Source organism: Xenorhabdus griffiniae, from assembly GCF_037265215.1.
Taxonomy (GTDB): Bacteria; Pseudomonadota; Gammaproteobacteria; order Enterobacterales; family Enterobacteriaceae; genus Xenorhabdus; species Xenorhabdus griffiniae.
Genome location: NZ_CP147737.1, coordinates 902,865 through 927,312, shown reverse-complemented (window position 1 = coordinate 927,312; position 24,448 = coordinate 902,865). Strand labels below are relative to the sequence as shown.

16 protein-coding genes are annotated in these 24,448 nt (G+C 42.3%); 10 read left to right on the top strand and 6 right to left on the bottom strand.

The window, feature by feature from the left end:
• Nucleotides 1–91 precede the first annotated feature (91 nt).
• Together WDV75_RS04070 and WDV75_RS04065 are read left to right on the top strand one after the other, a co-directional pair.
• Nucleotides 92–1,726, top strand: coding sequence for an ABC transporter substrate-binding protein (locus WDV75_RS04070; protein WP_273559157.1), 1,635 nt, complete (start codon nt 92–94; stop codon nt 1,724–1,726).
• Nucleotides 1,727–1,895: 169 nt separating this feature from the next.
• Nucleotides 1,896–3,518 (top strand): ABC transporter substrate-binding protein, encoded by a 1,623-nt coding sequence (locus WDV75_RS04065; protein WP_273559155.1) that lies wholly within the window; start codon nt 1,896–1,898, stop codon nt 3,516–3,518.
• Between the two features lie 83 nt (nt 3,519–3,601).
• Here the strand turns inward: WDV75_RS04065 and gltP are convergent, their stop codons facing one another.
• On the bottom strand, nt 3,602–4,915 hold the full coding sequence (gltP, locus tag WDV75_RS04060) for a glutamate/aspartate:proton symporter GltP (RefSeq protein WP_273559153.1): 1,314 nt from the start codon (nt 4,913–4,915) through the stop codon (nt 3,602–3,604).
• A 554-nt stretch (nt 4,916–5,469) separates the two neighbouring features.
• Between gltP and WDV75_RS04055 the strand changes: the two genes are divergently transcribed.
• Nucleotides 5,470–7,092, top strand: coding sequence for an ABC transporter substrate-binding protein (locus WDV75_RS04055; RefSeq protein ID WP_273559151.1), 1,623 nt, complete (start codon nt 5,470–5,472; stop codon nt 7,090–7,092).
• A 124-nt stretch (nt 7,093–7,216) separates the two neighbouring features.
• Here the strand turns inward: WDV75_RS04055 and WDV75_RS04050 are convergent, their stop codons facing one another.
• Together WDV75_RS04050 and sbcD are read right to left on the bottom strand one after the other, a co-directional pair.
• Complete coding sequence (locus tag WDV75_RS04050) at nt 7,217–10,897, bottom strand: AAA family ATPase (protein WP_273559149.1); 3,681 nt, start codon at nt 10,895–10,897, stop codon at nt 7,217–7,219.
• 17 nt (nt 10,898–10,914) lie between these two features.
• Nucleotides 10,915–12,132 (bottom strand): exonuclease subunit SbcD, encoded by a 1,218-nt coding sequence (gene sbcD, locus WDV75_RS04045; RefSeq protein ID WP_273559147.1) that lies wholly within the window; start codon nt 12,130–12,132, stop codon nt 10,915–10,917.
• A 371-nt stretch (nt 12,133–12,503) separates the two neighbouring features.
• On the opposite strand from sbcD, the gene phoB reads away from it, so the two are divergent.
• From phoB to brnQ, 3 genes are all read left to right on the top strand, one after another.
• A complete protein-coding gene (phoB, locus tag WDV75_RS04040; RefSeq protein WP_273559145.1) occupies nt 12,504–13,193 on the top strand; it encodes a phosphate regulon transcriptional regulator PhoB in 690 nt (229 codons plus the stop codon).
• A gap of 19 nt (nt 13,194–13,212) precedes the next feature.
• A complete protein-coding gene (phoR, locus tag WDV75_RS04035; protein ID WP_273559143.1) occupies nt 13,213–14,523 on the top strand; it encodes a phosphate regulon sensor histidine kinase PhoR in 1,311 nt (436 codons plus the stop codon).
• A gap of 356 nt (nt 14,524–14,879) precedes the next feature.
• Nucleotides 14,880–16,220 carry a branched-chain amino acid transport system II carrier protein gene (gene brnQ / locus WDV75_RS04030; RefSeq protein WP_273559141.1) on the top strand — a complete coding sequence of 447 codons (1,341 nt, stop codon included), beginning with the start codon at nt 14,880–14,882 and terminating at the stop codon, nt 16,218–16,220.
• 101 nt (nt 16,221–16,321) lie between these two features.
• Here brnQ and ggt read toward each other — a convergent pair whose 3' ends face one another.
• The 3 genes from ggt to WDV75_RS04015 form a co-directional block, all read right to left on the bottom strand.
• Nucleotides 16,322–18,082, bottom strand: a complete 1,761-nt coding sequence (gene ggt / locus WDV75_RS04025) for a gamma-glutamyltransferase (protein ID WP_273559139.1) — start codon at nt 18,080–18,082, stop codon at nt 16,322–16,324.
• Between the two features lie 185 nt (nt 18,083–18,267).
• Nucleotides 18,268–18,870: a peroxiredoxin C gene (locus WDV75_RS04020; protein ID WP_273559137.1), complete on the bottom strand. Its 603-nt coding sequence runs from the start codon at nt 18,868–18,870 to the stop codon at nt 18,268–18,270.
• 182 nt (nt 18,871–19,052) lie between these two features.
• Nucleotides 19,053–19,640: an ACP phosphodiesterase gene (locus WDV75_RS04015; RefSeq protein ID WP_273559135.1), complete on the bottom strand. Its 588-nt coding sequence runs from the start codon at nt 19,638–19,640 to the stop codon at nt 19,053–19,055.
• Between the two features lie 118 nt (nt 19,641–19,758).
• On the opposite strand from WDV75_RS04015, the gene queA reads away from it, so the two are divergent.
• The 4 genes from queA (at nt 19,759) to secD (ending at nt 24,441) form a co-directional block, all read left to right on the top strand.
• On the top strand, nt 19,759–20,832 hold the full coding sequence (gene queA, locus WDV75_RS04010; protein WP_273559133.1) for a tRNA preQ1(34) S-adenosylmethionine ribosyltransferase-isomerase QueA: 1,074 nt from the start codon (nt 19,759–19,761) through the stop codon (nt 20,830–20,832).
• Between the two features lie 144 nt (nt 20,833–20,976).
• A complete protein-coding gene (gene tgt, locus WDV75_RS04005) occupies nt 20,977–22,101 on the top strand; it encodes a tRNA guanosine(34) transglycosylase Tgt (protein ID WP_273559131.1) in 1,125 nt (374 codons plus the stop codon).
• A 124-nt stretch (nt 22,102–22,225) separates the two neighbouring features.
• Entirely contained in the window at nt 22,226–22,564 is a 339-nt protein-coding gene (yajC, locus tag WDV75_RS04000; RefSeq protein WP_189758891.1) for a preprotein translocase subunit YajC, read from the top strand.
• A gap of 29 nt (nt 22,565–22,593) precedes the next feature.
• Complete coding sequence (secD, locus tag WDV75_RS03995) at nt 22,594–24,441, top strand: protein translocase subunit SecD (protein ID WP_273559128.1); 1,848 nt, start codon at nt 22,594–22,596, stop codon at nt 24,439–24,441.
• Nucleotides 24,442–24,448 lie beyond the last annotated feature (7 nt).

Here is a 24,448-nt window from a genome sequence, read left to right as displayed (position 1 = left end):
ATTACTTAATAAAGTTAATTGAAATTATAAGTTAAATAAAAATGGTATCGTAATGTAATAATAAAAATGGAAATTAATGGAGGTTGAAAATATGAAAAAAATCATGGCTGGGTTAATGAATAATAAGCTCCCTCAAATCCTTACCTGTTCGATAGGAATACTATTAACAAACATCACACTCTCTTATGCTGCTGTTGTTCCTCCTGGAACACAATTAGCTGAAAAACAAGAAATTGTGCGCAACAATGGCTCTTTCCCCGCCTCTTTAGATGTACATAAAGTAGAAAGTAATGTTGAATTGAATATTATTCATGATTTTTTTGATGGTTTGGTTTACACCGACAGAAAAGGCCATATTGAACCCAGATTGGCTGAACGTTGGGAAACGAATGACCACCAAACCTGGCGCTTTCATTTAAGAAAAGGCGCTAAATGGTCTGATGGATCGCCGATTACCGCCCATGATGTCGTATTTAGCTGGCGACGTCTGCTTGATCCCGAAATGGGTTCGCCTTATGGCAGTTACCTTGGAACAGCCCATGTAGTGAATGCAAACGACATTTTGCTGGGTAAGAAAAAAGCGGAAGAGCTTGGAGTGAAGGCATTGGATGATTTCACCCTGGAAGTGAAACTCGATAAACCTGTGGCTTATTTCCTGCAAATGCTCACCCATCCAATTTTAGTGCCGGTGAGTGCAACAGCGGTTAAAAAATATGGTGACAAATGGACACATCCCGATGTTTTTGTTGGGAGTGGTGCATTTAAGCTATCTGAATGGAAAGTGAATGAAAATGTGATTGGGATCAGGAATCCCCATTATTGGGATGATAAAAACACAGTCATTAATAAAGTGACTTACCTTGCCATTACATCAGAAAAGTCGGATTTAAACCGCTACCTCGCCGGTGAAATTGATATGACGATGACCATTCCTCTGGATTCTTTTGCATCATTAAAGAAAACATTGAGTGATCAAGTTCATGTGAATTCTATGCTCAGCACTTACTATTACGTGTTTAATACGCAAAAACCGCCATTTAATGATGTAAGGGTGCGGAAAGCATTAAGTCTAGCTATAGATAGGGATGTGATTGCTGATAAGGTATTGGGAATGGGGCAATTGCCCGCTTTCGATATTTTGCCCCCTAATATCGGCGGTATCACATTATCCCCACCAGAATATGCTTCCTGGACGCAGGCACAGCGGGTTGAAAAAGCCAGGGAATTATTGAGCGAAGCCGGTTTTAGTGAGAAAAATCCGCTCAAATTCAACTTGCTTTATAACACGAGAGAATCCCATAAAAAACTTGCCATCGCTGTCACTTCAATGTGGAAACAGAATTTAGGTGTTCAAGCCAGTTTACAAAATCAGGAATGGAAAGTGATGTTGGATAATATGCATCAGAACAAGTTTGATGTCGTCAGATATGCATGGACGGCAGATTACAACAGCCCAATGTCTTTTTTGGATACTTTCCTGACGGGAAGCAGTCATAATATACCACAATATGCCAATAATGATTTTGATCAGGCAGTTATTAAAGCAGGTGAAACGAATGATATCGTTTATTACCAAAAAGCGATGGATATTTTTAATCATGATATTCCCGTGATCCCTGTTTATTATTATGTCAGTAATCGCCTGGTGAAGCCTTATATTGGTGGATTTTACGTTACCCCAATGGATTATATTTCTACAAAAGATCTCTATGTTATTAAGCATTAAATATACCAATCTAACTTCAAGATGCGTTTTATATCTCCCCGCGAAGCGGGGAGAAATCAGGTTTCATAGAGTGTTGTCAATTGCAACTTGAAGTTTAATGCGTATATAAATTAATGCCTTGTGGGAAAATATTGGATTAAAAAATAAATACAGTTATGAAGGATAGAATATGAAGAAAATAACGATAAACAAAAAGATAAAAATTCTCTCTTTGGCTATCACTGCCCTGTTTGGGAATATCGGATTATCTTATGCTGCGGTGGTTCCTGAAGGAACAAAACTGGCTGCTAAACAGGAAATTGTGCGTAATAATGGTGCAGAACCAGCTTCATTGGATACACATAAAGTTTCAAGTGATGTTGAATTTAATATTATTAACGACTTTTTTGATGGCCTGATTCAGGTTGATAACCAGGGCAATATTGAGCCAAGGTTAGCAACTCATTGGGAAACCAATGATAATAAAACCTGGATTTTTCATTTGAGGAAAGATATCAAATGGTCAGATGGTTCACCCATTACCGCGCATGATGTGGTATTCAGTTGGCGGCGTTTGATTGATCCTGATACCGTTTCCCCTTATGGAAGTTATCTTGAAAATGCTTCTGTAGTAAATGCAAATCAGATATTGATTGGTAAGAAAAAAACGGAAGAGCTTGGGATAAAAGCGTTGGATGATAAGACGCTAGAGGTAAGGCTAGATAAACCTGTCGGAGATTTTCTACAAATGCTGACTCACCCTGTTATGTTTCCGATAAGTGAAAAGGCAGTAAAACAATATGGCGATAAATGGACCAGACCAGAAGTCTTTGTGGGAAGTGGCCCATATAAACTTTCTGAGTGGATCGTCAATGAAAAGATTGTTGGGGTTAGAAATCCCCAATATTGGGATAATAAAAATACAGTGATTAATCAAGTCACTTACCTGCCTCTCTCTTCTGAAAAAGCAGATTTAAACCGTTATCTGGCGGGAGAGATCGATATTACCAATACTATTGCCGCAGAATCTTTTCCATCATTGAAGAAAACGTTGCCTGATCAGGTACATATTTCACCTAAAGCCACAGTCTATTTCTATGAGTTTAATAATAAAAAACCGCCATTTAATGATGTCAGGGTCAGGCAGGCACTGAGTTTGGCTATAGATCGCGATATCATTGTGGATAAGATATTGGGGCAGGGGCAATTACCGGCATATACAATGCTTACGCCAAATATAGGGGGCTTTAATTTTGAGCAACCTGATTATGCTTTTTGGACTCAGGCTCAGCGTATTGCTAAAGCAAAAGCATTATTGAATGAAGCAGGATTTAATCAAGATAATCCACTGACTTTTAATCTGCTTTATAATACTCAGGAAGGGCATAAAAAAATTGCTATTGCGGTGAGTTCAATGTGGAAAAAGAATCTTGGTGTGAAGGCTGTCTTGCAGAATCAAGAATGGAAAGTGATGTTGGATAATATGCATCAAGGTAAATTTGATGTTATCCGGCGAGCATGGGTTGCTGATTATAATAGCCCGATGGCATTTTTAACGATATTTTTATCTAATCAGGTCAAAAACACATCTATGTATGAAAATGCTGAGTTTGACAAATTAGTGGAAAAGGCAAGTAGTAATAACGCTAAAGAATATTATCAACAGGCATCAGACATCCTAACCAAAGAGTTACCCGCCATTCCGATTTATTTTTATGTGAATCATAATATGGTTAAACCCTATATTGGTGGGTTTAATATTAATACGAGAGGTGAATATTTCACAAAAGATCTTTATATTATTGAACATTGATAACCATAGTGGTTCATAATATCTATTCAAAGGAAAAGCAAGGATTGCTTTTCCTTTCCGGGAAATAGAATTAAAAATAAATATTATTCAGAAATCAAAGATTCTTCATATTGCTTAGCTTTTTGTTGATCAAATTGTCTCTCCCACTTAGCCACAACAAGTGCAGCGAGTGCATTACCGACTACATTTAATGCGGTACGAGCCATATCAAGAATCCGGTCAATACCCGCAATGAAGGCTAAACCTTCTAATGGAATGCCTACGCTGCCCAATGTGGCTAACAGAACAACGAAAGAAACCCCTGGAACACCAGCAATCCCCTTTGAGGTAATAATCAATGTGAGGACAAGTGTAATTTCTTGCCAAAGGGATAAATCAATTCCATAGAGCTGAGCAATAAAAATAGCGGCGATACTCTGATACAGAGTTGAACCATCAAGGTTAAATGAATAGCCAATCGGAATAACAAAGCTGGTCACTGATTTTGAAGCACCATATTGTTCCATTTTATCCATGATACGGGGTAATACGGTTTCTGAGCTGGCAGTAGAATAAGCTAACAGTAGTTCATCTTTCAGGATTTTAAAGAGTATAAAGATGTTGATATCACAGTAACGGGCAATCAAACCAAGAATGACAATAGCAAAAAATAAAATTGCACAGTGAACTAAAATAACTAATTTTATCAATGGCAATAATGAGCTAAAGCCGAAGTTAGCCACTGTTACTGAAATTAACGAAAATACCCCAATTGGAGCATACATCATAATAATATGAGTCACTCTAAACATGGTTTCAGAGAATGTTTGTAATACCGTTAATAAAGGTTCTTTTTTTTCCTTTGGTAGTGATGATAAACCTAAACCAAATAATACGGCAAAGAAAATAACGGGCAACATTTCGCCACTGGACATCGCCGCAAAAATATTATTAGGCACTAATGATAGAATAGTATTAACAATACCGTGTGAATGACTTTCAACTTGCTGTGTTGTGCGTTCATATTGAGATATATCTATTTGATGGAGAGTAGACATATCGATACCTGCACCAGGTTTAAATGTATTTGCCAAAAAAATGCCTACAATTATTGCAATTGTTGTGACAATCTCAAAATACAAAATTGTTTTTAAACCTAATTTTCCTAATTGTTTAGTATTACCAACACCGGCAATGCCAACAACCAATGTTGAAATTACAATCGGAACAACAATCATCTTAATAAGCTGGATAAATATTTTACCAGCAGGAGAAAGTACATTAATAATTAACCACTGTTTGTGCTCATTGTCATGTAAAATTGCTCCTGCAATAACTCCCAATATTAGCGCAGCTAAAATCTGCCAGCCGAGCCCAAATTTAAATTTCTTTTTATTAACTGTTTCGGTCTTATTCATTAGACAACCTTATGTTTTCTTTTCTTTACTCCTCTTTCTTATACAATAACCTTGACCTAATGCACAATAAAATCTGAGATAATCTTTTAAATAATGTATAAATGATACTCGTCATCATTTAAGATGTTTGTTTATTATTCAAGTTAGATCATGAGAACCCATCTGACATTAACCTAAATAGGTTTTCATAATACTGAGAGTATCAGATGTTGGAGTCCCTTACCCCGCGCTGAGCGCGGGGTAAGGAATACTCCTATCATTTTGAAACGCTATTTAGGAGTAATTCCTTGAATTGATGTATCAATATTGTCATTTGGGTTTCTGAGGTTAGCGGCTTGCTCAAGCCCTATCCATCACTTTTTTGCCTCTGTGCTGAAATTTGAAAACTATTGTGTATAAATACATAGCTATAAATACAGTATTTGAAAATTTTATTATTGTTGCACTAAATGGTTTATTGAGTAATAAATAGCATGTCATTCTGTAACATGGATTGAAAATAAAATAAAGGACAAAGAATAAATAATTACAGCACAGCCATGGGGAGACATAACATGTTAAATCAAATCAGCAAAAAAACGGTTAAAACATTAATTTGTTCTATAAGTATGATATTGGGTAGTACAACACTGTCTTATGCTGCAGTTATTCTACCTGGTACACAATTGGCGGAAAAACAAGAGATTGTTCGCAATAATGGTGCCGAACCTGCATCACTGGATGTCGATAAAGTTGAAGGTAATATTGCATTAAACATTATCAATGATTTTTTTGATACGTTAGTGGGAATGGATAAACAAGGCCAGATCATACCTAGACTGGCTGCAAGCTGGGAAACTAAGGATAATAAAACGTGGATTTTCCATTTAAGGAAAGGAATCAAATGGTCTGATGGTACACCCATTACCGCTCATGATGTTGTTTTTAGCTGGCAACGGCTGACAAATCCTAAAACACTTTCCCCATATGGCAGCTATTTTGTTGATGCTTCTATGGTTAATGCTAAAGATATTTTAGCCGGAAAGAAAAAAGTGGAGGAGCTTGGTGTTAAGGCACTGGACGATTCGACATTGGAGGTCAGGCTAGAAAAACCGGTTGGATACTTTTTACAGATGCTGGCATTCAATATTGCGGCTCCGATTAGCGAAAAAGTCGTTGAAAAATACGGGGATAAATGGACTCAACCTGAATTTTTTGTTTCTAGTGGCGCATTTAAATTAGCAGAGTGGAAAGTGAATGAAAAAATTGTTGGAGTAAGAAATCCTTATTATTGGGATAATAAAAACACCGTTATTAATAAAGTCACTTATCTTCCACTTTCATCAGATACATCAGATTTAAACCGTTATCTGGCCGGAGAAATAGATATTACATTTACGATACCATTAGAATCGTTTGCCTCATTAAAGAAAAATATGAGTTCACAAGTTCATATTTCACCGATGCTTAGCACATATTACTATGAATTTAACAATAAAAAACCACTGTTTAAAGACAGTAGGATCCGACAAGCACTAGGTCTTGCGTTGGATAGAAATATCATTGCTAATAAAGTCCTTGCTCAAGGGCAAATACCTGCGTACACAATTTTACCTCCTGGAATTGGTGGTTTTAAATTTAAACAACCTGATTATGCATCATGGACACAAAATCAACGTAATGAAAAAGCCAAACAATTATTGAACGAAGCGGGCTTTAATAAAAATAATCCCCTTAAATTTAATTTGGTTTACAACTCATCAAATTTACATAAAAAAGTTGCTATTGCTGCAACCTCGATGTGGAAAAAGAATCTCGGTGTCATTGCCAATATACAAATTGAAGAGTGGAAAGTGATGCTGGAGAACGAACATCAAGGGAAATTTGATGTCGTTAGAGGTGGATGGGTTGGCGATTATAATAATCCGATGGCTTTTTTTAATATATTTACAACAAATCAAACCAATAATACCTCATTTTATTCTAATAAAGATTTCGATAATTGGATTCGTAAAGCAGGAGAAACAAATAAACAAGAAGATTTTCAACATGCACTCGATCTTATGACTAAAGATACGCCGATTATTCCCGTTTATTACTATGTTACTGCGATATTGGTTAAGCCTTATATTGGTGGTTATTACTCTGATCTTTTGGGGAGAATATCAACGAAAGATCTTTATGTGCTTAAGCACTAAATTAAAGAGCCTGCTTAAGCAGGCTCTCCATAGTTTATTGTAGTGCTTTACGGGCAGGTAAAGCGAGGCATCCATATTCAGAATGTTTTGTATCAATGTGATTGTTACTATTTGATTTCCATGTTTAAACCCGAAATGCAGCCGATAATTGACTGAAACCTAATCCATTCTTTTTTTCTACTTTTATTTGAACAGGAATTCGCTCTTTTAATGCGTCTACATGGCTAATGACTCCGATAGTTTTTCCTGATGCATTAAGGTGTTCCAGTGCATCCAAAGCGATATCCAGGGTTTCAGGATCAAGCGTGCCAAATCCTTCATCAAGAAACAGGGATTCTATTTGTGCCTTGTTACTCACTAGATCAGACAAGGCGAGGGCAAGAGCCAGGCTGACAAGGAAACTTTCTCCTCCAGAAAGTGTTTTGGTATCCCTCATGGCTTCCGCTTGCCAGGTGTCAACGACTTGTAATTCCAACCCGCTGTCATCTTTGCGTTGCAAGTAGTAACGGCCATGTAGTTTTTCCAAGCGGATATTTGCCAGATGCACGAGATGATCTAATGTCAGGCCTTGAGCAAAACGGCGGAACTTAGCGCCATCGGCAGAACCAATGAGATTATTAAGATAACTCCAGTCATCATATGTTTGCTGTAAGTGTGCGATCTGTACCAGTAACTCCTGTTGGTGTTGGCGGCGAATTGCATCACTGTTCAATAGGGTTCTGACTTCACCTTGTTGTTGGTTGTTGTGTTTCAATTTAGCCGTAACGTCAGTCAATAGGGCGGATAATTGTTGAGGTTCATATTGGTTAAGCAATTGCGGCTGTGTTTCCGTATGTCGTTGTAAGGCCACTTCTGATTCATGATGGCGTGTTTTGGCTTGCAATTGTTGTTGTTCAAGTTTTTCTTGTAATTGTTGTAACTTTTCCCGCTGTTCCGGTTCTAACAAGGCATGTTCAAAGGATGATTGATCAGGAAAGCCTTGTTGTTCTAAGCCTGTCTGGAAATGGCTGACAGCAAGTTTGTAGTTTGCTTCGGCGGTGGTGTGGCTTTTTTCTATTTCACTGGCGGCACCGATTAGTTGGCTCATTTTGTTTTGCAGTGTTTGCAGATGGAAAACGGCCTGTTTGTAGATGTCTTCCAACTCATGGGTTTTTTGTTGCAAAGCCTGACGAACGGTAATAATAGATTGTTCGCCAAATAAATGATGGCGTTCCTGACGTGTTTGTTCCAATAACTGCATTTGTTGTTGTTGCTGTTCATTCAAAGCATGGAGATGAGTGGAAAGCTTATTTTTTTGTTTGTCTAGTTCACCCAGTTTGCTTTGCAAGGCTGCTTGTTCTTTTTGTAGTTGTAGCAATTTCTCCCGTGAATCGTGGTAGTTTTTTAATTCTTGTTCACGCTGTTGTAGCCAGTTTTCTGTTTCATCAGGGGCAGGAAGTATGAATGGTGTCGGCTGTAATTGCGTATTTAATTGTTGTGCTGTCGTCGCGTAGTCAGCCTCTAGTTGTTGAGCTTCTGCCGTCTTTTCTGCTAATTGTTTTTGGGCTGAATCCTGTTTGAATTTTTCCAATTCAATATTTTTTTCACAAGATTGGTAGTGTTCTCGGTTAGCAGCAAGTGCTTTTTCGGCTGCTTGATAGTTTTTCTCTGCCTGTGAAAGTGCTTCTTGTTGAGCTTGGTATTGGTGATAAGCAGATTGTCGCTGACTGATAAAGTGATTAACCGCCTCTGCCTCCATCGGTAATTCGGTAGCTTGCAACTGCTGGCAATGGTATTCCCACTGTTTAACTAATTCTGTTAATTTAGCATTGTATTGTGCAATATTTTGCTGCAATTGCTCACTATGTTGTTGTTGAAGCTGATGCTTCTGCTGTAGGGCTGTACGCTTTTCTTGCAGTTGATCAATCTGTTGGCGCAAGGTTCTCAGGCGCGCTTCTGAATGTGGTAAGGCAATATCCTGGTATTCGTTGATTAAAGGATGGTGAGTTGAACCACAAAGTGGGCAAGATTCCCCTTCTTTTAATTGTGCCCGTTCTTTTTCCAGGCTGACTATCCGTTGTTCCAAACGAATTCGATTGTTGAGATCGTCATAATGTTGCTGCTTATCTGCCAACTGTTGATTGAGGATTGCGATCTGATCAGGTAAGGCTTTTACCCATGCTTGAGATTGGTTTAATTGGTTTTGATCGGCTGAGAGCGCGGTTTGTAACTGCTGGCTCTGCGGAAGCAAAATCTCCAGTTGGTTTTGTGATACCAATTGTTTCTGATAATTTTCTAAATTTTTCTGCAATTGTTCCAATGGATGCTCTTGCTGCAAAGTTGTGAGTTGGTTTGCAGCAGCGGCAAGGTTGTTATGCAGTGTTCGGCTCTGTTCTTGTTGTTTGGCTAATTCTGCATTCAAGGTATGTAAATAATGGGTTGTATGAGCAAGCTCTGAGGTAATTTGTTGGGTGTTTTGAGTAAGCTGATTTATTTTTTCTTGTCGCTCTTTTTGGCGAGTGAATAGTTGTTTCCATTCGGGCAGTTTGCTGTCCAAATTGCAGTAATAAGGATGCTGTTCATAGTAGGAATTCAATGCCTTTTGTTCACGATTTAAGGTTAGCGTTCGATCCTGTGTAGCTTGGTATTGGGATAAAATCTCTGTGCGATCGCGCTCTTGTTCTGCGATCTCTTGCCTAAGTTTCAGTAGATCTTTGGATTGAATATCAATTTTATGATCGAGCGGCATAATCTGCTCTGAGATGAGCTTTTCTTGTTGATTTTGATGCTGTTGGTGCTCTTCCCGCTTTTTTTCCAGCAGTGTTAGTTGTTGTTCGGCAGGTTGTAACATTGCCAGTTGTTGCCGGCGTTCATGTTCTATTTTAGTGCGTTGCTCCGTGAGCCGCTGTTTTTCATGAATAGCTCGGTTTTGTGCATCCCACAATGAACGAATTTTTTCTGCTGGCTCGCTGGCTGCTAGCTGTTGTAACTGAGGTTGTGCTTCTTGAATAGCTTGCTCAGTTTGTTGCAAAAGTGAAGCATTGTTGAGCAGTGATTGCTGTAATTCATTCCGGCGCAACAACCACTGATCGGCAGTTTGTAATGCCTTCATGTGTTGGCTGAGTTGGGTTTCTTCTGCAATAAGTTGTTGTTGCTGGTTTTGGTATGCCTGTTGTTGTTCTGGTGTGAGTAATTCAATGGAAGAGGCTTTGGCCTGTTGGATATTCAGTTCAGATTGTGCCTCTTTATGGCGTTGATAAATTTCCTGGGAAAGAATGCCGTAAATTTCTGTACCGGTTAGCTCTTCCAGTAGATCGGCCCTGTCTTTATCCTGTGCATTTAAAAATGCGGCAAAGTTTCCCTGTGACAAAAGTATGGATTTAGTAAAACGGCTAAAATCCAGTCCAGTTATTTCGGCAATTTTTTCTTTTTTCTCTGGAATTTTATCAGCCAGGATTTTTCCCCCTTTTTTGAGGGCCAATTCTCCTTTTGGGGGTTGGAGTTTGCCATTTGCCTGGTTGCGAGCACGACGCTGACTCCAAAATGCCCGATAGACAATGCCTTTGACTTCAAATTCTACTTCAGCAAGGCACTCTGCGGTATGACGGGTCATTAGCTCATTTTGTGAGGCTGAAATGGTGTTGAGCCTTGGTGTTTCATGATAAAGGGCGAGACAAATAGCATCCAATAAGGAGGTTTTTCCTGCACCTGTTGGGCCGGTAATGGCAAACAATCCATTACTGGAAAAGGGTTCTGCCGTAAAGTCTATTTTCCATTCACCTTGCAGGGAATTGATATTTTTCAGCCGTAAGCTAAGAATTTTCATGGCGTGTTCTCTTCAAGTTATTGCTGAGAAATATCATCCAGCGTTTGTTTAAACAGGGTGGTTAGGCGTTGTTTTTGCGCGGGATCGTCGATTTCTGCCAGTGCTAAACGACGTTCAAAGACCTCATTGACGCTCAGTTCAGTAAGGGTTTCTTTATTTTGTGCAGACAGCGACAGTTGGCGAGTGTTTTTGCTACGGCGTAGCAAGATAATCTCAACAGGCAGGCTTTCACTTAGGGCCTGAATGCGTTTTTGGATATCGGGCAGATAATCTTGAGTTGCGACTTCAATATCCAGCCAAACCGGACGTTCTCCTTGATATTCCCTAAAAGAGTGTAATTGCTCTTCGATTTGTTTCAAATTACCACGAATAAGTTGCATTGGCTGATAATGCGGGATCGGTAACAGTGTGATGTTATCAAGTCTTCCTGATTTAAAGTCCACTAAGCAGACGCTTTTCTCCTGTCCCACTTCATCAAAACTGAGTGGAATAGGGGAACCGCTGTAGCGGATATGCTCTGATTTACCAATGAGTTGCGGGCGATGGATATGCCCCAGGGCAATATAGTCAGCAGGCGGAAATGATTGTGCGGGGAAGGCTTCTAATGTGCCAATGTAAATATCGCGAACGGAATCTGTTGTGGAAGCCCCCACCGTAGTGAGGTGACCAGTGGCAATAATCGGTAATGGCTGGCCGAGCTGTTCCCGTAATGCACAGGCTTGCTGGTAGAGACTATGGTAGTGTTTGGTGATGGCATCCTGTAGGGCCTGCTGTTTTTGAGCGCCTGATTGCCCCGCTTGGCTGGTGATAATATCCCGTGGACGCAGGTAGGGAATGGCACAGAGGATCGCTCCTGCATGACCCTTTCTGTTATTCAGGATCTTTATCTGCTGTGTTATATCTTCGGGTTCAGCATGGGTAATAACAGTGGTATTCAGGTAAGAAAGCAGGGATTTAGATTCATTGAGTGTGGCGACGGAATCATGGTTTCCACCGAGAATGACAAGTTGGCAGCCTGTGGGCTGTAGTGCCACAATAAATTGGTTATAAAGTTCACGTGCATAGCTGGGAGGAGAACCGGTATCAAAAATATCGCCGGCAATAATCAATGCGTCAACCTGATGCTGCACGATGTTTTCAATCAACCATTGTAAAAAGTGTTTATGTTCAGCGGCACGGCTTTTAGTAAAGAAATATTGGCCAAGATGCCAGTCAGATGTGTGAATAATTCGCATGATTTTCCCGCCGTTGCCTGAATGTTTTTCTTATCTGTTGCAGGTGCTAATTATAATGGCAGTGTGAGGGATGTCTTGTGCAATTCGATTTCCTTTACTGAATTTTCGAGCTGCTTCGCATCCATAGTGAAATATAACAAAAAGCAAGATTTTCTTTGGGAACCAGTTTGTATCTTGTTAATTGAGAAGTAAGGAGTTTCATAAAAGTGTCATAAAATTGACTCATAATGATTTGCAGTAAAAGTCACTAAATAGCGTTTCGAAATGATAGGAGTATTCCTTACCCTGCGCGGGGGTAAGGAACTCCAGCATCTGATACTTTCAGTAGTATGAAAACCTATTTAGCTTTAATGATATTAACGGAATTAACCATGGTTAAACGCATTTTGGTCGTTGAAGATGAAGTACCGATTCGTGAAATGGTTTGTTTTGCACTGGAACAGAACGGTTATGAAGCCATTGAAGCCGAAGATTACGATACAGCAATAAGACGTTTGTCTGAGCCTTATCCTGATTTGGTATTATTGGACTGGATGTTGCCAGGCGGTTCAGGGATACAACTTATCCGGCAAATGAAGCGGGATAATAACGCTAAGGCGATCCCTGTCATTATGGTCACAGCTCGGGTGGACGAAGAAGATCGGGTACGTGGTTTAGATGTCGGTGCGGATGACTATATCACGAAACCTTTTTCACCTAAGGAATTGATTGCCAGGGTTAAGGCTGTTTTGCGTCGCATTTCACCTATAGAGTTGGAAGACACTATTGATATGGATGGATTGGTTTTGGATCCATCATCCCACCGTGTTTCCAGTCATGGACAAGATTTGGAAATGGGGCCAACTGAATTCAAACTTCTCCACTTTTTTATGACTCATCCTGAGCGTGTTTATAGTCGTGAACAGTTACTCAACTATGTATGGGGAACAAATGTTTATGTGGAAGATCGTACGGTTGATGTACATATTCGACGCTTGCGTAAGGCGTTGGAGATAGGGGATCACGCCAGGATGGTGCAGACGGTGCGTGGTGCAGGTTATCGCTTTTCTACCCGCTATTGACTGTTTGGAGTAAAGTCGCGTGCTTGAGCGTTTATCTTGGAAAAAGTTGGTATGGGGGCTTGTGCTTTTTTGCTTGCCCGCTGTCATTTTGTCTCTTTTTATCGGTCACTTGGCATGGCTGCTGGTTATCGCACTATTTTTGGCTTTGGTATGGCATGGCTATAATTTGCTGAAATTATCCGATTGGTTATGGTTGGATCGCAATATGTTACCGCCAGCCGGTCGTGGCGGCTGGGAACCTATCTTTTATGGTATTTATCAGTTGCAACAACGCAATCGCAAACGACGTCGTGAACTCGCATTACTCATCAAACGCTTTCGTAGTGGGGCGGAATCATTGCCGGATGCTATTGTGATCATGACTACGGAAGGCAATATTTTTTGGTGTAATCGCCTGGCACAACATTTACTTGGGTTCCGCTGGCCTGAGGATAATGGTCAGCATATTTTCAACTTGCTTCGCTACCCTGATTTTAGCCGTTATATTACCGCGAATGATTTTTCCCACCCTCTGTCCATCGAATTGAATAATGGCAATATGATGGAGTTCCGCATTATGCCTTATTCTGAGAAGCAATTATTGATGGTCGCGCGTGATATCACCCAAAAACGGCAGTTGGAAAATGCCAGACGGGATTTTTTTGCCAATGTAAATCATGAACTCAAAACCCCCCTCACTGTCCTGCAAGGTTATCTGGAAATGATGGAAGATCAGGCGTTCGACAATAAGGTGAACCAAAAGGTTATCGGTACGATGCGGGAACAAATACGAAGGATGGATGGTTTGGTGCAACAACTGCTGCATCTTTCCAAAATTGAAGGAGGGGCGCAAGTGGACATGAATGAAGTTGTGGATGTTCCCAACCTGTTGAAGATATTGCAACGGGAGGTGTTGGCCTTGGGAAATGAGCAGTACGATATTGTGTTTGATATTGATGAAAATCTGAAAGTGTTTGGTAATGAAGAGCAGCTGGGCAGTGCAATGTCCAACCTGGTTTATAATGCCATTAGACATACTTCTCCGGGCACAAGGATTGAGGTGAGTTGGCGAAATGTTTCCCAAGGTGCGTTGTTCACAGTGAAAGACAATGGGGGTGGGATTAGTGCGGAGCATTTGCCACGCCTGACTGAGCGTTTTTATCGCGTTGATCGCGCCCGTTCGCGTCAGACGGGGGGGAATGGGTTAGGTTTGGCGATAGTGAAACATGCATTGCATCACTACAATACCCATCTCGATATTGAGAGCACTTTAGGAAAGGGTTCAGTCTTTAGTTTTTTATTAGCGTCTCAGCTTATTGTTTCTACCAAAAATAGTTTTATGCCAAAATGATTTATTGGCAGATGTGAGCAAAAAACACGCACGAATAAAAAAATGCACAAATCATATAGTGTGTATTCAATGATAGATAACAATAATAACTGATTTTAAAAAACAGTTCAGAATATTGTTCTGGTTTTTGGTTTACCGCTTGCCTTTTAGCGCTATAAAAGTTTTACTTGGGAGCAGTTGTTGGCGATTCTAGCTGTTATTATTACTATTATTCTGTAGCTTACGGCTATCAGTGAGTGTCATGCAGATCACTGATTGTTAAATCAGAATCCGGTTTCGCCAGTGAAAATTCAAGTACTTGCGATAGCTACTGTCGCAGATGCATCTCTTTTGACAATAATACATTAACAATCATTATGGCATACCGTTTATCATCTAAGGATATTTGGGCATTAGGTTTTATGACCTTTGCCTTGTTTGTTGGTGCGGGAAATATTATTTTTCCGCCTATGGTTGGCTTGCAGGCAGGAGAGAACGTTTGGATCTCAGCAGCCGGCTTTTTGCTAACCGCTGTTGGCTTGCCAGTCATTACTGTCATTGCGTTGGCAAAAGTGGGTGGAGGCATTGAAGCACTGAGTGCGCCGATTGGAAAAACTGCGGGCCTGATTCTGGCAACTGTCTGCTATTTAGCTGTCGGTCCTCTGTTTGCTACCCCCAGAACTGCAACAGTTTCTTTTGAATTGGGTATTGCTCCACTTACCGGAACAGGTGATCTTCCTCTATTTATTTATAGTGTGATCTATTTTGCACTCGTGGTGCTGATTTCATTATATCCGGGCAAACTACTGGATAGTGTTGGCCACATATTGGCTCCAATCAAAATCGTAGCATTAGCCATTTTGGGAATTGCGGCGGTATTGTGGCCGGCAGGTGGCCCTGTTCCTGCTATTGAAAGTTATCGGGAAATTCCGTTCTCAAATGGCTTTGTCAATGGCTATTTGACAATGGATACACTGGCTGCAATGGTATTCGGTATTGTTATTGTCAATGCAGCCCGTTCCAGAGGGGTTGAGGCTTCTTCCCTGTTGACGCGCTATGCAATGTGGGCTGGCTTGATTGCTGGTCTTGGCCTGACACTGGTGTACCTCTCTTTGTTTAAGCTTGGGGAAGGTAGTGGCACATTAGTGCCTACCGCAGATAATGGTGCTGTGATTTTGCACGCCTATGTCCAAAATATTTTTGGTAACTACGGTAGCTTCTTCCTCGCGTTACTGATTTTCATTGCTTGTATGGTGACTGCTGTCGGTTTGACTTGTGCTTGCTCTGAATTTTTCAGCCGTTATTTGCCATTGTCCTACCGTGCTCTGGTACTGATCTTAGGCACATTCTCCATGCTGGTTTCTAACGTGGGCTTAAGCCATTTGATTAAGATCTCAATTCCAGTGCTGACGGCCATTTATCCACCCTGTATCGCGCTGATATTGTTGAGCTTTACAATCCGTTGGTGGAATAACTTCATCCGCATTTTGGCTCCGGCCATGTCTGTCAGTTTGCTGTTTGGGATCTTGGATGCAATAAAAGCTTCTGAGTATCTGTCCCATTTACTGCCTGAGTGGGCGAAGCATCTGCCATTAGCGGATCAAGGTTTGGCTTGGTTGCTGCCTACCTTACTGACGGTTGCTGTGTGCGCTATTTATGACCGCGTCGTAGGAGGCGTAAAGCTCCCAAAGTATGAAGTGCAGACTGAAGAAAAGTAGGAATAAAGTCTGTTCATGATAAACATGGATAAGTGATGTTATAAGATGATAAAGGTGCGCTGCTGAAAACAGCCCACCTTTTTTTGTTGATTTATGCTGGATTAATAACCAATAGCGGCACCGGCAGGTCGTCGTGCATCGTTGGCACCATAGATGTAACCTTCACGGACAACACCTGATACGGCAGAATCATTGCCTGATGATTGTGGAGTCACCCCAGCAGCACCCGGTAATCCAATCATAATTAATTCTGTTGCTCCCCAAGGTGTCTGTTTCACCATTTTGTAGCCCATTTTTTCCAGTAAGTTTAGGGTGTCTTTCGACAAACCACGTTGCTCATAATAGACTTCGTCAGGTAGCCATTGGTGGTGGAACCGTGGACTATTGACGGCTTCTTGTGGTGGCATGTTGAATTCGATGATATTTAGCGCAGTTTGTAAAGTGATGGAGATAATGCGTGAGCCTCCTGGAGAACCTAACACCAGGAAGATTTTATTATCTTTGGTCACAAGTGTTGGGCTCATTGATGATAGTGGGCGCTTACCAGGGGCGATTGAGTTGGTTGCACCTTGTACTAGCCCATACAGGTTTTTCTCACCGACTTTAGTTGTAAAGTCATCCATCTCATCGTTGAGGAAAAAGCCTGTTCCTGGGGCAATGACGCCAGCACCAAAGCGTCCATTGATGGTGTAAGTTGTTGATACTGCGTTTCCTTCTTTATCTACCACGGAATAGTGGGTAGTTTCCGGTTTTTCATGGGGACCAATGCCTGGCTGAATATTTACCGATGGAGTGGCTTTATTTGGTTGAATCTCTTTTCTGATCGATTCGGCGTAACTTTTACTCAACAGTCGATCAAGTGGGTTGTTGATAAATGCCGGATCGCCCAAATAGGTATTTCTATCCATATAGGCGTGGCGCATGGCTTCTGTCAATGTATGAATATAAGCAGCAGAGTTGAATCCCATAGACTTAAGATCATAGCCTTCAACGATGTTTAATATCTCGCATAACGTCACCCCGCCAGAGCTGGGAGGTGGAGAAGAGATAAACTTGTAGCCTCGGTAACTACAGGTAACAGGCGTCGTTTCTGTGATGTGATAATTGGCGAAATCGGCTGCGGTAATAATTCCGCCTGCTTTTTTTGATGCTTGTGCAACTAATTGGGGAATTTTGCCGTGATAAAAAGCATCAGGTCCCTGTTTGGCAATCATTTCCAGCGTGTTGGCTAAATCGGTTTGGATGAGCCTGTCCCCTGGTTTGAATGGCGTACCATCTTTACGCAGGAAAATACGGGCAGCTTCTGGATCTTGGGCGAAACGCTTGACTGTGGTATCCAAAATATCGGTATCGCCACGGGTCAGTATATAGCCTTCGCGCGCCAGCTTGATAGCGGGTGCCATGACTTGTTCGCGGGTTAAAGTGCCGTACTTTTTCAGTGCCGCTTCAAATCCCATCACTGTGCCTGGTACAGCAATCGCGTTATAACCATACAGGCTGGCACCTTTGATCACTTTTCCATCTTTATCCAGATACATATCAGCGTTAGCCGCGGCAGGGGCTGTTTCACGGAAATTGATGAAAGTATCTTTTCCATTAGCGAGATGGATGGTCATAAAGCCACCACCGCCAATGTTGCCACAACAGGGATTAACCACGGCTTGGGCATATCCAACGGCAACAGCAGCATCAATGGCGTTACCACCCATTTTGAGAATATCTATGCCAGCTTGTGAAGCAAGGCGCTGTGAGCTGACAACCATGCCTTGTTTAGCTTCAACCGCAGGCTCAGTGGCAGAATAAAGAGGAGTAGAAATGAGCAGGGATACAGCGATAAGTGGTATTTTCCATGCCTTGAACATGTGTTGTTCTCCTGAGGATAGGTCAACTGTTAATTGATTTGGGTATTTGTGGTGCTTTTGTTGCTAATAAGTAATTTACCTTATCGAAAGCTCAGGATTTTGGAAAGTAAAAAACCAGCCGATTGAGCGGCTGGTTTGGAATGCTTCATAACGTAAGGTTATGAACAGGTTGAATCCTAACGGGATTACAGCTTGTCAGCGTTTTTGGTCAGGTATTTTGCTACGCCTTCCGGTGAAGCGCCCATACCTTCCTGGCCTTTTTCCCATTGTGCAGGGCAAACTTCGCCGTGCTCTTCATGGAATTGCAGAGCGTCAACCATACGCAGCATTTCATCGATGTTACGGCCCAGTGGCAGATCGTTAACGACTTGGTGACGTACAACGCCATTTTTGTCAATCAAGAAAGAACCACGCAGAGCAACACCTGCTTCTGGGTGCTCAATGCCGTAAGCTTTCATGATGTCACGTTTGATGTCAGCAACCATTGGATATTTGACTTCGCCAATGCCACCTTCGCTGATTGGAGTTTTACGCCATGCGTTGTGAACGAATTCAGAATCGAAGGAGACACCAACAACTTCAACCCCACGTTTCTGGAATTCTTCATAGCGATGATCGAAAGCAATCAGCTCAGAAGGGCAAACGAAAGTGAAATCCATTGGCCAGAAGAAAATAACAGCAGCACGGCCATTCAGGTGTTTTTTCAGATTGAAGTTATTAACAATTTCACCGTTACCGAGAACTGCGGCAGCTGTAAAGTCAGGGGCTTGGCGGGTTACTAAAACCATAATTGACTCCTGTGATTTTAAAAGGTGTTATGTAAAAACGGGTTACAGCATAAGGAATTAGGTTATAGCAATAAAGGATAAAATACCAATTGTTATAATAGATTTTACCTATCGATAAACTGTTTTTAATTCCTTTTAGACTACATAAGATAAAACTATTTATGAAAAGTTCAAGATAGTTGCTACTCAAGTAGATGCTTATTTGTTGCTAGTGCCATCATTTCTGGGTAGAACTGATAAAATAGTGTTTCAAAATCAAGGTAATGATTTTCTATATCCTGATACGAGCCGGCCAGTGCGGATAATTTGGGGCGCCTGCGAGCCATGCTCTGCAAGACATTGGCGATGCATGACATATCGGCATAACGGATGAATAAATTTTGTGACCAGAGGTAGTTGTTCAATTCCTGAAATTTTTCGGGGGTTGACGCGAGATGCGGTTCTATAGTGTTGTGGGCAAGATGGACAAATTCGGGCAGGGAGTAATTTTTTTCAAATTTGTCCCAATGTCGCGAGAGAAAGTGATCCCAGATGATATCAAGAGTAATGAGGGCAACGCGCCGATATTCGGGACGAAATAATTGACGTGCTTCCAGGACAAGCGGATGCTTGTCCGTCAGGCTATCTACCCGACGGTGCATACGGATACCCGCTACAATATCAGAACGAAATGCGCCTTCTGGAGAGCCGCGGACGAAATCTGCCATCAAATTCCCCAGTAAGGAACTTTCCGCTAAGGCAGCTAAATGAAGGTGTGCGAGAAAATTCATAGTGAGAGTATATCGCAAAGAATGCAGCGTAAATAGTTAAACCCGATGCTTCTTTGTTGCACCCTTGCACTTGCAGCACTAGACTAGTCCGCCTGTTTTTTTGAATGATACAGATAAAATGCGTGTCGCTGATTTTACATTTGAACTGCCAGAAGAGCTGATTGCTCACTATCCCCAGCCACAGCGAAGTGCTTGCCGCCTGCTTTCCCTTGATGGTGAAACAGGCAAGCTGACGCACGGTGTTTTTACTGATGTGCTGGATAAGCTGGAAGCTGGAGATTTATTGGTTTTCAATAACACCCGCGTTATCCCTGCGCGCCTGTTTGGCCGCAAAGCGACGGGGGGAAAGTTAGAAGTTTTAGTCGAAAGGATGCTGGATAATAAGCGAGTGCTTGCTCACGTTCGGGCTTCCAAGGCACCGAAAGAAGGTGCTGAACTTATCCTTGGTGAAGAGGAGAGCATTAAGGCAACGATGCTGGCGCGTCATGATACGTTGTTTGAAATCCGTTTTGATGATGAACGTGATGTGTTGACCATTTTGGAACAGATTGGTCATATGCCTTTGCCGCCTTATATCGCTCGTCCTGATGAAGATGCAGATCGTGAATTGTACCAGACAGTTTATAGTGAACGTCCAGGAGCCGTGGCTGCACCGACTGCGGGATTACATTTTGATGAACCGCTTTTGGCTGCCTTGCGTGAAAAGGGGGTTGAAATGGCCTTTGTCACCCTGCACGTTGGTGCCGGTACTTTTCAGCCTGTGCGAGTGGAATCCATTGAAGATCATGTGATGCATGCCGAATATGCGGAAGTGCCACAGGATGTTGTGGATGCAGTTCTGGCATGTAAAGCGCGTGGTAATCGGGTGATTGCTGTAGGAACAACATCGGTTCGTTCACTGGAAAGTGCCGCAAGAGCTTGTCAGGATGGGATTATCGCGCCATTTTTTGATGATACCCAAATCTTTATCTATCCTGGATTTGAATATCAGGTTGTTGATGTACTGATCACCAATTTCCATCTGCCAGAATCCACACTTATCATGCTGGTTTCTGCGTTTGCCGGTTATAAGAATACGATGAATGCCTATAAAGAAGCGATAGCAAAAGAATATCGCTTTTTTAGTTATGGTGATGCAATGTTTATTAATCGCAATAAAATGGCAGCCAAAGAACGGGTATCAGAAGAGTAAATACCGCAAGAAACGGTGCTGATATAAAATTAAATGCTTTGCAATAAAAGATTTTAAAATCAAAATACTCTTCATTTCAGCTTCGTTGAGTTGAATGGCGTCTAAACATAGCATCAGACTGTTTTTCTGATGTCTGGAGGTTAAGTGAAATTTGAGTTACAAAAGACGGATGGGAATGCCCGTCGTGGTCGTTTGATTTTTGATCGTGGCGTTGTGGAAACTCCGGCATTTATGCCTGTGGGAACTTACGGCACGGTAAAAGGGATGACACCGGAAGAGGTGAAAGAAACCGGAGCGCAAATCCTGTTGGGGAATACTTTCCACCTTTGGTTGCGTCCGGGACAGGAAATCATGAAATTGCATGGTGACCTGCATGATTTTATGCAGTGGCAAGGCCCTATTCTGACTGACTCTGGCGGTTTTCAGGTGTTTAGCCTCGGCGCCATGCGTAAAATCAAAGAGGAAGGGGTTCACTTCCGTAACCCAATTAATGGGACCCCTGTGTTTCTCAGCCCAGAGAAATCGATGGAAATCCAATATGATTTGGGTTCCGATATTGTCATGATTTTCGACGAATGTACGCCATATCCTGCTGATTGGGATTATGCCAAGCGTTCCATGGAAATGTCATTGCGCTGGGCTGCCCGCAGCCGTCAACGTTTTAATGAGCTGGGCAATAAAAATGCTTTGTTTGGTATTATTCAGGGCAGTGTGTACGAAGACTTGCGTGATGTTTCCATAAAAGGGCTGGTGGAAATCGGCTTTGATGGCTACGCTGTAGGGGGACTGGCCGTCGGTGAACCGAAAGAAGATATGCACCGTATTCTGGAGCATGTTTGCCCTCAGATCCCACAGGATAAGCCTCGCTATTTGATGGGCGTCGGCAAGCCGGAAGATTTGGTTGAAGGTGTTCGGCGTGGTATCGATATGTTTGACTGTGTGATGCCGACACGTAATGCCCGCAATGGTCACCTGTTTGTGACCGAAGGGGTTATTAAAATCCGTAATGCTAAACATAAAGAAGATACATCTCCCTTGGATGAGCATTGTGACTGCTATACTTGCCGCAATTATAGCCGGGCATACCTCCATCACCTTGATCGTTGTAACGAAATTCTTGGTGCAAGGCTGAATACGATACATAATTTAAGGTATTATCAGCGCTTAATGGCTGGAATTCGTCAGGCCATTGAAGAAGGCAAGCTGGAACAGTTTGTTGAAGCGTTTTATCAGCAGATCGGTAAACCCGTTCCGCCGTTAAATATATAATTTATCGTGACTAATCAGTCTCAATATGTGTAGCATATTGGGCTGGTTTTTGATCGAGCCACTGCCGATTTTCAATCGTAATGTTTTCGGCAGTCATATTTTCGATAACAATGAGGGAAATTTGATGAGTTTTTTTATTTCTGAAGCTGCGGCAGCTGCTGGCGCACCCGCGCAAGCTCAGGGAAGCCCATATTCTCTGATTATCATGCTGGTTGTTTTCGGTTTGATTTTCTATTTCATGATCCTGCGTCCACAACAAAAACGTACCAAAGAACATAAAAAACTGATGGATTCCATCTCCAAAGGGGATGAAGTGCTGACTTCTGGTGGTTTGGTGGGGCGTGTCTCTAAAGTGTCTGATACCGGCTACGTGGTTATCGCCTTAAATGACACCACAGAAATAACTGTCAAACGTGACTTCGTTGCTGCCATTTTGCCGAAAGGTACAATGAAGGCTATTTAATTTTCCGATTTTTCCCGAAGGGAACTGCCGTGTTGAACCGTTATCCTTTGTGGAAGTATCTGATGCTGATCGCTGCGATCCTCATCGGTTTGCTTTATGCACTTCCCAACCTTTATGGTGAGGATCCGGCTGTACAAATCACTGGCGCGCGAGGTATTGCCGCCAGTGAAAAAACGCTGGACCAAGTCCGTAATGTTTTAGAAAAAGATCAAATCAAGAGCAAGTCTATTGCATTGGAAAATGGCGCAATCCTTGCTCGTTTCAGTAGCACTGATGTGCAGCTCCGTGCGCGTGAAGCGTTGGTTTCTGCACTGGGTGAACTGTATGTTGTGGCATTGAACCTTGCGCCTGCGACGCCTGTCTGGTTAAGAGCAGTCGGTGCTGAGCCGATGAAACTGGGGCTTGACCTGCGTGGTGGTGTTCATTTCTTGATGGAAGTGGATATGGAAACCGCTCTGGGTAAATTGCAGGAACAGAATATTGATGGCCTGCGCTCTGAACTGCGTGAGCAAGGCATCCCTTATTCAACTATCCGCAAAACGGATAATTATGGCGTCGAAGTTCGTTTCCGCGATAACGATGCACGCTCTAAAGCGGAAAGTTATCTTGAACCTCGTCACCGTGATTTGGTGTTCTCTAATGAAGCCAACAGCACGCTGAAAGTGGTGATGAGTGATGAGCGTCTGCGTGAAGCTCGTTCTTATGCAGTGCAGCAGAACATCACTATCTTGCGTAATCGTGTCAACCAATTGGGCGTTGCAGAACCTCTGGTTCAACGTCAAGGTGCAGACCGCATTGTGGTTGAACTGCCTGGTATTCAGGATACTGCCCGCGCAAAAGAAATTCTTGGGGCAACCGCAACACTGGAGTTCCGTCTGGTCAATACCAATGTTGACCAAAATGTTGTGCAATATGGCCGTATTCCGGCTGATTCAGAAGTGAAATATACCCGTGATGGTAATCCGGTTGTACTGTACAAACGCGTTATCCTGACGGGTGACCATATCACCGACTCGACTTCCAGTGCTGATGAGAATGGTTATCCACAGGTGAATATTTCCTTGGATAGCGCTGGCGGCACAGCCATGTCTAATTTCACCAAAGATAATCTGCACAAGCCAATGGCAACGTTGTTTGTGGAATATAAGGACAGCGGCAAGAAAGATGCCAACGGTCGTGCGATTTTGGTTAAGCAAGAAGAAGTTATCAACATTGCTACGATTCAGTCACGCTTGGGTAACAGTTTCCGTATTACCGGCATTAGCAATCCGACAGAAGCTCGTCAGTTATCACTGTTACTGAGGGCAGGGGCGTTGATTGCACCGATCCAGATTGTAGAAGAGCGTACGATTGGGCCAACTCTGGGCTTGCAGAATATTGAGCAGGGCCTTGAAGCGTGTTTGTGGGGGCTGATTGCTTCTGTCGTCTTTATGGTGATTTACTACCGCAAGTTTGGTCTGATTGCGAGTTCTGCGTTGCTGGCTAACCTGGTGCTGATCGTCGGTATTATGTCCCTGTTGCCGGGAGCGACTCTGACCATGCCGGGGATTGCGGGTATCGTCTTAACGCTTGCCGTCGCCGTGGATGCGAACGTATTGATCAACGAACGTATCAAAGAAGAATTGCGTAATGGCCGTACGGTACAGCAGGCAATTCACGAAGGCTATAAAGGAGCGTTCTCCAGTATCATCGACGCAAACCTGACTACGCTGATTACGGCTGTCATTTTGTATGCAGTGGGTACTGGCTCTATCAAGGGCTTCGCAATCACCACCAGTATTGGTGTGGCGACTTCAATGTTCACTGCTATTGTGGGAACACGTGCAATCGTGAACTTGCTGTATGGTGGCAAGCGTATCAATAAGTTGTCAATTTAAGGAGCAC

Bases quoted from the DNA above. Each gene is read 5' to 3' on its own strand.
- queA (WP_273559133.1), top strand. From the start codon at position 19,759: ATGCGTGTCGCTGATTTTACATTTGAACTGCCAGAAGAGCTGATTGCT.
- WDV75_RS04020 (WP_273559137.1), bottom strand. From the start codon at position 18,870: ATGGTTTTAGTAACCCGCCAAGCCCCTGACTTTACAGCTGCCGCAGTT.
- WDV75_RS04015 (WP_273559135.1), bottom strand. From the start codon at position 19,640: ATGAATTTTCTCGCACACCTTCATTTAGCTGCCTTAGCGGAAAGTTCC.
- gltP (WP_273559153.1), bottom strand. From the start codon at position 4,915: ATGAATAAGACCGAAACAGTTAATAAAAAGAAATTTAAATTTGGGCTC.
- brnQ (WP_273559141.1), top strand. From the start codon at position 14,880: ATGGCATACCGTTTATCATCTAAGGATATTTGGGCATTAGGTTTTATG.
- WDV75_RS04070 (WP_273559157.1), top strand. From the start codon at position 92: ATGAAAAAAATCATGGCTGGGTTAATGAATAATAAGCTCCCTCAAATC.
- sbcD (WP_273559147.1), bottom strand. From the start codon at position 12,132: ATGCGAATTATTCACACATCTGACTGGCATCTTGGCCAATATTTCTTT.
- yajC (WP_189758891.1), top strand. From the start codon at position 22,226: ATGAGTTTTTTTATTTCTGAAGCTGCGGCAGCTGCTGGCGCACCCGCG.
- ggt (WP_273559139.1), bottom strand. From the start codon at position 18,082: ATGTTCAAGGCATGGAAAATACCACTTATCGCTGTATCCCTGCTCATT.
- WDV75_RS04055 (WP_273559151.1), top strand. From the start codon at position 5,470: ATGTTAAATCAAATCAGCAAAAAAACGGTTAAAACATTAATTTGTTCT.
- phoB (WP_273559145.1), top strand. From the start codon at position 12,504: ATGGTTAAACGCATTTTGGTCGTTGAAGATGAAGTACCGATTCGTGAA.
- WDV75_RS04065 (WP_273559155.1), top strand. From the start codon at position 1,896: ATGAAGAAAATAACGATAAACAAAAAGATAAAAATTCTCTCTTTGGCT.
- WDV75_RS04050 (WP_273559149.1), bottom strand. From the start codon at position 10,897: ATGAAAATTCTTAGCTTACGGCTGAAAAATATCAATTCCCTGCAAGGT.